Origin of the sequence: Streptomyces albidochromogenes, from assembly GCF_005981925.1 — a bacterium.
Lineage (GTDB): Bacteria > Actinomycetota > Actinomycetes > Streptomycetales > Streptomycetaceae > Streptomyces > Streptomyces albidochromogenes.
Genome location: NZ_VBVX01000048.1, coordinates 18,634 through 29,532, shown reverse-complemented (window position 1 = coordinate 29,532; position 10,899 = coordinate 18,634). Strand labels below are relative to the sequence as shown.

At 70.7% G+C, this 10,899-nt stretch carries 7 protein-coding genes; 1 reads left to right on the top strand and 6 read right to left on the bottom strand.

Annotated features, from left to right (window positions below; translation table 11 throughout):
• The 6 genes from trxB to E2E34_RS09500 form a co-directional block, all read right to left on the bottom strand.
• Positions 1-971, bottom strand: a 971-nt coding sequence (trxB, locus tag E2E34_RS09525) for a thioredoxin-disulfide reductase (protein ID WP_138901458.1), incomplete at its 3' end; no start/stop codon positions are given.
• Between the two features lie 126 nt (positions 972-1,097).
• Entirely contained in the window at positions 1,098-1,985 is an 888-nt protein-coding gene (locus E2E34_RS09520; protein WP_138901457.1) for an RsmA family anti-sigma factor, read from the bottom strand.
• On the bottom strand, positions 1,982-2,701 hold the full coding sequence (gene sigM, locus E2E34_RS09515) for an RNA polymerase sigma factor SigM (protein WP_138901456.1): 720 nt from the start codon (positions 2,699-2,701) through the stop codon (positions 1,982-1,984). Before sigM ends, E2E34_RS09520 begins: the two co-directional genes overlap by 4 nt.
• Before the next feature lie 29 nt (positions 2,702-2,730).
• Entirely contained in the window at positions 2,731-4,446 is a 1,716-nt protein-coding gene (locus tag E2E34_RS09510) for a protein kinase family protein (protein ID WP_138901455.1), read from the bottom strand.
• 121 nt (positions 4,447-4,567) lie between these two features.
• Positions 4,568-6,769 (bottom strand): murein biosynthesis integral membrane protein MurJ, encoded by a 2,202-nt coding sequence (murJ, locus tag E2E34_RS09505; RefSeq protein WP_208765189.1) that lies wholly within the window; start codon positions 6,767-6,769, stop codon positions 4,568-4,570.
• Positions 6,770-6,908: 139 nt separating this feature from the next.
• The gene (locus E2E34_RS09500; protein ID WP_167518256.1) at positions 6,909-9,221 is read right to left on the bottom strand and encodes a DUF6049 family protein; all 2,313 of its coding nucleotides are present in this window, start codon (positions 9,219-9,221) and stop codon (positions 6,909-6,911) included.
• 192 nt (positions 9,222-9,413) lie between these two features.
• Between E2E34_RS09500 and E2E34_RS09495 the strand changes: the two genes are divergently transcribed.
• A complete protein-coding gene (locus tag E2E34_RS09495; RefSeq protein WP_138901454.1) occupies positions 9,414-10,856 on the top strand; it encodes a CCA tRNA nucleotidyltransferase in 1,443 nt (480 codons plus the stop codon).
• Positions 10,857-10,899: the final 43 nt, after the last annotated feature.

Here is a 10,899-nt window from a genome sequence, read left to right as displayed (position 1 = left end):
GCCGCCGGGGTCTTCTCGGGCTCGGCGACCTTGTCGGTGTCGGCCAGAGCGGCGAGGAAGCGCTCGGCGTCGAGTGCGGCCGAGCAGCCGGTGCCGGCCGCTGTGATGGCCTGCCGGTAGGTGTGGTCGACGACGTCACCGGCGGCGAAGACACCGGTGAGGTTCGTACGGGTCGACGGGGCGGCGACCTTCACGTAACCCTCGTCGTCGAGTTCCAGCTGGCCCTTGAACAGCTCGGTGCGCGGGTCGTGGCCCACGGCGATGAACAGCCCGGTGACGGCGAGCGGGGTGAGCTCACCGCTCTTGGTGTCCCGCAGCGTGACACCCGCGAGCTTCTGGTCACCCTCCAGCTCCGCGACGGCGCTGTTCCAGGCGAACTTGATCTTCGGGTCCGCGAAGGCGCGCTCCTGCATGGCCTTGGAGGCGCGCAGGGTGTCACGGCGGTGAACGATGGTGACCGACTTGGCGAACCGGGAGAGGAAGGTCGCTTCCTCCATCGCGGTGTCGCCGCCGCCGACCACGGCGATGTCCTGGTCCTTGAAGAAGAACCCGTCACACGTGGCGCACCAGGAGACGCCGCGTCCGGAGAGCGCGTCCTCCTTGGGCAGGCCGAGCTTACGGTGCTGCGAGCCCGTCGAGACGATGACCGCCTTGGCGCGGTGGACCGTGCCGGAGGTGTCGGTGACGGTCTTGATGTCGCCGGTGAGGTCCACGGACACGATGTCGTCCGGAACGAGCTCGGCGCCGAAGCGCTCGGCCTGGGCGCGCATGTTGTCCATCAGGTCGGGGCCCATGATGCCGTCGCGGAAGCCCGGGAAGTTCTCCACGTCGGTGGTGTTCATCAGAGCACCGCCTGCGGTCACCGCGCCCTCGAACACCAGCGGCTTCAACGACGCACGCGCGGTGTACAGCGCGGCGGTGTAGCCGGCGGGCCCGGAGCCGATGATGATCACGTTTCGGACGTCGCTCACGGGTTGTTTCCTCGTCTCTGCGGACTGCCTGCTGCCTATTGGGGGCCTGTCTAGGACTCTCACCCCACCCAACGGATCCTACGGGGCATGCATTCCCGAGGTGTCCGGCCCCATTCGGGCTTCAGGTCAACGGCGGGGGTAGGCCCGTGTCAGCAGAATCTCACCCTTGGCGGGCGCAGCGGCTCCCTCACACGCGGCGTCGACGACGTACGCCTGCACGCGGGTGACGTCGGTGGTGTGCGGGAGGACGAGGAGGAAGGCTCGCTTGCCGTCGTACGTGCCCTCTTGCGCGGCGAGCGGCGCGGTGGCCCGGCCGGTGCCTTCCTGTACGCAGGGAGGCACGGGTACGTCGGTCCCGCGCAGGGGAGTGTGGGATTCGATGCCCATGGACGGGGCGTCCTCGGTCGTCTCGCCCTGCGACTTCGGCTGCTGGGCGACGAGGCCCTGTACCCGGTCCTCCAGTGCGGTGGCGGAGAACGTGGGCCCTGCTTTCTTCGCGCTGACTCCCCGGTCGGCGGAGGCGTCCTTGCTGTCCGGGCTTTCGAGCGGCTGCATCAGCAGTACACCGATGCCGAGGGCGGCCGTGGTGAACACGGCGCCGATGGCGGCCCCGCGGCGCCGGCGCTTCGACCGGCTGCGGCCGGGCCCGGTGATGGCCCTGGGGTGCCCGGCCGGTCGGTCGGCGGGGGCGGGATCGGCGGGGTGCGGAGCGGGCGTTGTTTCACGTGAAACAGGCGCGCCCTCGTCGTCGGACGACGTGGAGTCGAGGAGGGCCTCCGCGGCCAGGGCCGCGTCGATCCGGCCCGCGACGTCGGCGGGCATCCGGTGCGGTCCCGGCAGGGTGCCGAGCAGTCCGCGGATCTCTTCCAGGGAGGTCTGTACGTCGGCGCACAGCGCGCACCCGTCCAGATGCCGGCGTACGTCCGCCGTGCGGGTGGGCGGGAGGAGGCCCTCGGCGAGGTCGGAGATCTCCGAGACGTCCGGGTGCTGAGCCGTGCCGGCCGTCGATGTCATGCGCGCCCACCTCCGCCCTTCACAGCAGCGGGATCACTTGGTCCCGCATCCGTTGGTCCTGCATCCTTTGGTCCCGACGCCGGTGGGACGGATGCCCCGGGCGTCCGGTTCCTTCCCCCCTCGAGGTCTCCGCTACCCCTGTTGTCGGCGCGCAGATGGGTGAGGAGTGGCAGCAGCCGGGCCCGGCCGCGTGCGCATCGGCTTTTCACCGTCCCGGTCGGCACGTCGAGCACGCGGGCGGCCTCGGCCACCGGGTAGCCCTGCATGTCCACCAGGACCAGCGCGGCCCGCTGCTCGGGGGGCAGGGTGGCGAGCGCCGCGATCAGCTCCCTGTGGAGGTCCTGGCGCTCCGCGGGGGCCTCGGCGGACTCGTGGGGCTCCAGGAGCTGGTCCAGGCGCTCCGGGTCGTCGACGGGTGCGGTCTTGCGGGACGCCGCCTTGCGAGCCCGGTCGAGGCAGGCGTTGACGGTGATGCGGTGCAGCCAGGTGGTGACGGCGGACTGGCCGCGGAAGGTGTGCGCGGCCCGGTAGGCGGACACCAGGGCGTCCTGGACGGCGTCCGCGGCCTCCTCGCGGTCGCCGAGCGTGCGCAGGGCCACGGCCCACAGGCGGTCGCGGTGGCGCCGTACGAGCTCACCGAACGCGTCGGGGTCGCCTGTGACGTGGGCGGCCAGAAGGTCCTGGTCGCTTGTGGCGCTGAGCGCGGCGTCGTCCAATGGTGAGCCCCCTCCCCCTGGTGTACCGGTCAGCCCGAGACCCTGATCTCCGAGATGCCGCCCCGGAACCGGTCGGGCGATCCGTCGGACGGCAGAGACGTGATGTGGACCAGGATGTACCGGGTACGGACCGGCTTGTCGAGCGTGGCTTTGAGCTTGCCTTCCGCCACTTCGCGTTCGGTCATGCGCTCGGAGAAGTCGGAGAGGGCGGCCGGGTCCGAGGCGTCCTCGCCGGCGGCCAGCACTTCGACGGTCTGCCCGCTGCGGTACATGTCGATGTCGAGGGCGGAGACCTCCTTGACGCTGCCGAGGTCGACGATGATCCCGCTGCCGTCCTTGCGCTGCGGGAGATTGCCGAAGTTGGCGAAATCGTGGTACTCGCCGGTGATCCAGGCCGTGCTGGTCTCACCGTCGATGCTGTTCGGAACGCTCTCCGGAGCTATTCCGTCGCCGTTCGGGGCGAACACCGTGGCGTCGGAGACGGCGATCGGCTTGGGGTCCGGCTTCTTGGGCGCCTCGTCGTCGCTCGGCTGGGAGGACTTCGTGTCGCCGGAGTCCGGGCCGCGGTCCAGGAGCGTGTCCGCGAGCTGCCAGCTTCCGAGACCGAGGGCGGCGATGAGCAGCGCGGCCACGCCCCACTTGAGGACTTTCCCGGTGCGGCTCTGGAGGGGGTGGGGCGGCACGGGAGTGACTGCCTGCGGAGCGGTCGCGCCGAGGTGCGGGCCCGGCCGCCCGTAGGTGCCCTGCTGGTACGTGGTGCGCTGGTACTCCGGCAGCGCCGTGAAGGTCGGCTCCGGGGGCCGGATGCGGGGCATCGCCGCGACGGCCTTGGCCAGCTCGTCGGGGGTGGTGCACGGCGGTTCCTGGCGCGAGGCGGTGGCGCCGTCGTTGACCAGGGCCCGCATGGCGAGCTCCGACAGGCCCCGGTGGATGCCGGCCCGTACCTGGTCCGGGGGGATCAGCCCGACGCCCTTGGGCAGCCCGGAGAGGCCGTAGGCGTCCCGTTCGTACGGCCACCGCTGGGTCAGGGCAGCGTACAGCAGCGCGCCGATCGCCTCGGTGTCGGTGCGCTGCGGGCGGTCGGACGTGATGCCGCGCAGGGCGGCGTTCACGGCCAGGCCGCGGATCCGGTACTGGCCCGAGGAGGTTCGCAGGATGGCGCCGGGGGTGAGCCTGAGGTGGGCGAGGCCCTCGCGGTGTGCGGCGGCCATGGCCTGGGAGATCTGGCTGACGAGCTGGTACGCCTCGTGGGCGTCGAGCGGTCCGGCGGCCAGCATGGCCGTCAGCTCGGTGGCGTCGGGGAGCCATTCGTGGACGACGTAGACGAGCTCGTTCTCCTCCACGGCGTCGAGGACCTGCACGAACCTGGGGTCTCCGAGGAGCGCCGACGAGCGGGCCGCGGCAAGCACGGACCTGGCCCGCGGGTGGTCCGCGGGCAGCAGGTGCACGCCCACGGCACGGCGCAGTTTCTCGTCGACCGCCCGCCAACTGCTGAAACCGTCCAGACGGGTGACGCATTCTTCGAGCCGGTAACGTCTGGCCAGTTTGTGCCCGCTGTGCAGCTCGGGCGTGGCCATGGGGGGTTCGGCGCCCGGACGGTCGCCGTCCGCGTCGCTCTTGCTCTCGTCCGCTGACTCCTGGGCTGGTGCCACCCCGTCGGCCGTGGCCTTGTCCGCCTTGGCGGCCAGCGGTTCGTCACCGCTGTTGTCTGCCACGTCGACGGCAGCCGTGCTACGTTCCGCCACCGTCGTTCCTGCCTCCCCATCCGTTGCGCGCTGTTGAACAGCCATGCCAATTGTGCCCACAGTCCGGCGCTATGCACGACACGCGGCGGCCGGTGATGGTTGTGCGGGGCCGCCGGGCCGCTCAGCGGCCGAGGCGTCCGCGCACCATGCCGACCATGGCGTTGAGTTCCACGATCCGCATTCTCTTCGCGGCGAGGAAGAAGACTCCCAGCAGCACGATGCCTCCCGCGACCAGGGCCGTGAGCGACCCGAGCGCTCCGCTGCCCAGGACCCGCATGATGCCGAACGCGGCGGCGCCGCCGAGGATCGCCGCCGGCAGGGAGGCACCGGAGAGCCGGGCGTAGGTGCGCAGGACGTGCGTGCCGTCCAGGTCGCCGCCCAGTCGGTTGCGCAGCCGCCGCCAGGCCACGCCGACGCCGATGGCGTACGCCAGGCCGTACGAGGCAGCCATGCCGACCACGGCCCACTGGGCGGGCAGCACGACGTAACAGACGGCCGAGGCGGCGGCGTTGACGGAGGCGACGATGACGGTGTTGTAGAACGGCGTGCGGGTGTCCTCGTACGCGTAGAAGCCACGCAGGACGACGTACTGCACGGAGTACGGGATGAGGCCGAGACCGAAGGCCATCAGGATGAACCCCATGGCCTGGGCGCCCTCGTGGCCGGTGGACGCGAACAGCAGCGTGCACATGGGGACGCCGAGCGCCAGGAACGCGAACGCGACCGGGACGATCGCGACGGCCGAGTTGCGCAGGCCCTGCGAGATGTCGTCACGGACGGCGCCCGGATCGTTGTCGTGCGCGGCCCGCGAGATGCGGGGCAGCAGGGCGGCCATGACGGAGACCGTGATGATGGCCTGCGGCATGCCCCAGATCAGCTGGGCGTTGGAGTAGGCGAGGAAGCCCGCGCCGTCCTTGCCGGATGCCTTGCCGGCCGCGGTGGCGAGCTGGGTGACGACGAGGACGCCGGCCTGGTTGGCGAGGACGAACAGGACGGTCCACTTGGCGAGCTTGACGGTCTTGCCGAGCCCGTGGCCCTTCCAGTCGAAACGCGGGCGGAAGCGGAACCCGGTCTCGCGCAGGTACGGGATCATCGCCAGCGCCTGCACGGTGAGGCCGAGCAGGGTCCCGATGCCGAGGAGCCTGATGCCCTCGTCCGGGATGGTCTGCACGCCCATCTGCGACTCGGCGGAGGTGCCGTACACCCAGATGAACAGGCCGAACGTGGCGATCATGACGATGTTGTTGAGGACCGGGGTCCACATCATCGCGCCGAACTTGCCTCGGGCGTTGAGGATCTGCCCCATGACGACGTGCACGCCCATGAAGAAGATCGTGGGAAGGCAGTAGCGGGCGAACGTGACGGCCACGCTGTTGGCCGCCGCGTTGTCGGCGATCGACACGGACATCAGACGGATCAGCAGGGGAGCCGCGAACACCGCGAGGGCCACGATGACGCCGAGGGCCACCATGACGAGCGTCAGCAGACGGTTGGCGAAGGCCTCGCCGCCGTCCTCGTCGTTCTTCATCGCGCGCACCAGCTGGGGCACGAAGACCGAGTTCAGACCGCCGCCGACGGTGAGGATGTAGATCATCGTGGGCAGCGTGTACGCCACGGTGAAGGTGTCACCGAGGAGGGCGGCGCCCAGCGCCGCGGTGATCACGAGACTGCGTACGAAACCGGTGAGGCGCGAGACGAGGGTGCCCGCGGCCATCAGCGCGCTCGACTTCAGCACACTGGCCGCCCGGCCGGCGGGCTTCTTCGGCGGCGCGGGAGCCGGGGCCGGCTCCGGTGCGGCGGTGGGAGCGGGCTGCCCGGGGGCCTGCTGGTCGCGGTAGAGGTGCGCGAACGCGTCCGGCTGCTCGGGGATCTCCTCCCCCGCCCTGGTCACCAGGTCGTCGACACCGACGAACTCGGTGGTCGTCGGGTCGTCCCCGTACGGAAGGAGCCGCGAAGGACCGTCCGGCTCGGGCGGCGGGGTCTGCGCCCACACGTGCGGGTCCGGCGCGTACTGCGCCGGCGCGGGCTGCTGGTACAGCGGCTGCGGCTCCTGGTAGGTACCGGGCGGCGGCGGAGGGTGCGAGGCGCGGTCGTAGAGCGCCTCCGTCACCGGATCCTGCGCGGAGGGGTCCTGGGAGCGGTACGGGTCGTGACTGTAGGCGTCCTGGACATAGGGGTCCGGGGCGGCGTAGGGGTCCGGTGCGGACTCGGGCTGCTGCGGCGACGGCACATGGCCCGTTGCCGGGTGCTCCGGGGGCACGCCCCGCAAGGGCGCGGTGTCACTCGCGCCCTGTCCACGGTCACCGTCGTACGGCGCGTTCACTGGTGCTCCCCTCGAGCTTCCTTTTCCGGCGAGCTGTGCCCCGCTGGGTGTACGGCCGGGGATCCGGGGACTCTCCCCCGGGAATGCGCTGCATGGCAACCCCACCTCATCGTCCCCGGCCGACCGGCCACGGCGTAGCTCAACGGTCCACTTTCTCACCCGTGCCCGACGGGTTGCCGCTTTCGGGACCGGTGTCCGGTGTCGGGTCACTCGGCTGCTCGGAGTCGTCACCCTCGCCGCCGGTCCCGCCGTCGCTCCCGGCGGCGGCCTCGCGGGCCGCCGCGCGCTTGCGCTGCGTGTACATCCTGACCCCGGCCAGCACGAGCAGCAGCACACCGCCGGCGAGGACGAGCATCACGGTCGGCGTGAATTCGTTCACGTCGACCGTGAACTCCATCGGGCGGCCGTACGGCGTGCCGTCCTCGGTGTAGAGCTGCGCGATCACCGGGACCGGGCCGTTGGCGTTGGCGGTGGCGGTGAACTTCACCGACTGGCTGTGACCTCCGGCGACCTTCACCCGGCCATGGGCGACGCGCTGGTCCCCGTTCAGCTTGAGACGGGTCGGCTTGGTCGACGTCAGCCGCAGTTCCAGGTGCTCGATGCCCTGCACCAGCTGGTTCTGGACCGTCACCGGCACGGTCGCGCTGCGCCCGGAGAGGGTGGCGTCGGACTTCTGGATCAGCTGCACCTCGTCCTTGAGGTTCACCAGATAGCTCTGCACCCCGTCGCGGTACTCCGCGGCCTTGCGCGGGCTGCCGCGCCAGGACGTCGACATGGCGCGGTTGATGGCGTTGCCGAAGGGGGTGATCACCCGGTCGGGGGAGGTGAGGATCACCTTGAAGTTGTCCAGCTGGTCCTGCGTGGCCTTGATGTCCTGGAACGCCTCGGCCGGCAGTTCCCGCCCGGCGAGCGACCGGGGGTACGAGGCGGCGTCCGGCACGACGGCCGTGGCCCGGGCGTCGGGCTTGGCCTTCGCCGCGGCCACCAGGTCCAGCGGCTGCGACCAGCGCTGCGCGTCGAGGCTGTGCAGGGCGCTCGCCATCGACTGGGCCTGGCTGGCCGACGGCAGGCGCTGCGGGGCGACCACCACGCTGCGCTGCTTCTCCTCGTCCTGGAGGGTCACCGCGAGCGTCTGGGCGAGGAACTTCTGCACCGCGAGGGTGGAGTCCCCGGCCTTCGCCATGTCGCCCTCGAAGGCGGTGGAGAGCCGGGCGTCGGCGACCACCGCGGTGGTGCCGTCACCGATCGGCCGGGCCGCGGTGGGGGTGTACGGCAGGCCGCCCGTCTCGCGGAGGCTGTCGCTGCGGGCGATCACGTTGTTCGCGCCGGCCGAGGTGGCGACGTCGACGACCGACGGGTCGACGGCGCCGTCCACCGGCCAGGAGAAGTCGGTGGAGGGCTCCGTCTGGAGGATCGACTGCACTGCGACGGCGGCGACGTCGGTCGCCCGCTTCAGGTGACTGAGCGAACCGGGGACGTCCTTGCCGCGGTGGGCCAGCGACGCCAGGTCGGGGTCGGCGAACGGCAGCGCGACGACCTTCCGGCCCTCCACCGCCTTCCCGAGATCGCTCAGCCACTGCTTGGCGACGTCCTGGTACCGGCCCGCGACAGTCGATTCGCCGTCCTCGGACTTGACCTGGTAGCTCTGCGTCATCGCGTTCACGGTGGCCAGCAGGTCCGGGTCGACGACCCACGTCACCGGCAGGTCGTTGCCGAGCGACACCAGCTGGTTCAGCCGGCCGCCCGGGGCGAGCTCCGCGCCGAGATCGTCGTTCTCGAAGACCGGGGTCTGCTGCTCGTCGGAGCCCGTCTCCGCGGTGAGGTGCGTCGAGGAGATCAGCGGCCAGAGATAGGTCAGCTGGGTCTTCTTCTCCGTGGCGTCGGGCTGCCAGGGCAGGAAGGTCTTCTGGACGCCGAGGGTCTGCTCGTACGGGCGGCTCGGCGTCTGCCCCGACAGGGACACACCCAGCTGGTACACGCCCTGGTCGTCGAGCTTCAGCTTGTCGACGGGCACCGTGATGGTGAAGTCCTCGCTGATGCCCGCCGGGAGCCGGGCGAACTTCTTCGTGAACTTGCCGCCGAGCTCGGCCGGCCCGCCGTCCGCGACCTCGCCGCGCTCCGCGGCGGCGTCGATCGCCGTCCTGGTGGACAGCCGCGGGCCCACGCTGAGCCCGACGTGCGCGTCGGTGACGGCTTCCTTGCCACGGTTGGTGACCGTGCCGGAGACGGTGACCTTGTCGCCCTCCACCGGGGCGCCGGGCGTCAGTGAGTCGAGGGACACATCGACCGTGTGGGAGCCGGTGGCGTCATCGGCGGCCTGCGCGGGCGCGGCCGCCGGAAGGCAGACCAGGCCCGCCGCCAGGGGTGCGGTCGCGAGCAGCCCCGCCGTGCGCCGCAGCCACCGGCGGGCAGGTGAGGGAACCATCCCCTGAAAGTCTGCCGCCTCGGCCACGCCCACGCCCGTCCCTAGTCTTCGTCGTCTTCGTCTGATGCCGGTGTTGGTTGTCGGTTCTTGCGTCCACGCATGGTAACGAGGTGCGCTGTGGCGAAGTGCTGCCCACTGCTCCACATGATCGGAAGAGTCTTGTCGGGCGGCAATAAACGCGGAAGCTTCGGGCGGCCGGTGCACGTACCCTTTTCTGTTGTGCCGAACGCCAACGAAGACAATCCCAGTGCCCTGAGCCAGGTGCAGCGCCGCGCGGTCAGCGAACTGCTGCGGGTCTCCCCTGTCGCCGACGATCTCGCGCGCCGTTTCCAGGAGGCGGGCTTCCGTCTCGCGCTCGTCGGCGGATCGGTCAGGGACGCGCTGCTCGGCCGTCTCGGCAACGACCTGGACTTCACGACCGACGCCCGGCCCGACGACGTACTGAAGATCGTCCGGCCCTGGGCGGACTCCGTGTGGGAGGTCGGGATCGCGTTCGGCACCGTGGGGTGCCAGAAGGCGGGCTACCAGATCGAGGTCACCACGTACCGCTCCGAGGCGTACGACAGGACCTCCCGGAAGCCCGAGGTGTCCTACGGGGACTCGATCGAGGAAGACCTCGTACGCCGCGACTTCACCGTGAACGCGATGGCCGTCGCCCTCCCGGAGAAGGAGTTCGTCGACCCGCACGGCGGTCTGGAGGACCTCGCGGCGCGCGTCCTGCGGACGCCCGGCACCCCCGAGGAGTCGTTCTCCGACGACCCGCTGCGGATGATGCGCGCAGCGCGCTTCGCCGCTCAGCTCGACTTCGAGGTGGCGCCCGACGTCGTCGAGGCGATGACCGCCATGGCGAAGCGCATCGAGATCGTCTCGGCCGAGCGGGTGCGTGACGAGTTCAACAAGCTGATTCTCTCCACCCACCCCCGCAAGGGCCTGCGGCTCCTTGTCGACAGCGGCATCGCGGGTCACGTCCTTCCCGAGCTGCCCGCGCTGCGCCTGGAGAGTGATGAGCATCACAGGCACAAGGACGTCTACGAGCACTCGCTGACGGTTCTTGAGCAGGCCATCGACCTGGAAGAGAGCGGACCGGACCTGGTGCTGCGGCTCGCGGCGCTGCTGCACGACATCGGAAAGCCGAGGACGCGGCGCTTCGAGCAGGACGGCCGGGTCTCTTTCCACCACCACGAGGTGGTCGGCGCGAAGATGACCAAGAAGCGCATGACCGCCCTCAAGTACTCGAACGACATGATCAAGGACGTCTCGCTGCTGGTGGAGCTGCACCTGCGCTTCCACGGCTACGGGACGGGCGAGTGGACCGACTCCGCGGTGCGGCGGTACGTGCGGGACGCGGGCCCGCAGTTGGAGCGCCTGCACAAGCTGACCCGCTCGGACTGCACCACGCGCAACAAGCGCAAGGCCGGCGCGCTGTCGCGGGCGTACGACGGACTTGAGGAGCGCATCGCGCAGCTCAAGGAGCAGGAGGAGCTGGACTCCATCCGGCCCGACCTGGACGGGAACCAGATCATGGAGATCCTGGGCGTCGGCCCCGGCCCCGAGATCGGCAAGGCGTACAAGTTCCTGCTGGAACTGCGCCTGGAGAACGGGCCGATGGAACACGCAGCGGCGGTCGCGGCACTCAAGGACTGGTGGGCCGCGCAGAGCTGAGACGGAGGCCGTGTTTCACGTGAAACATGGCGGAGGCGAACGC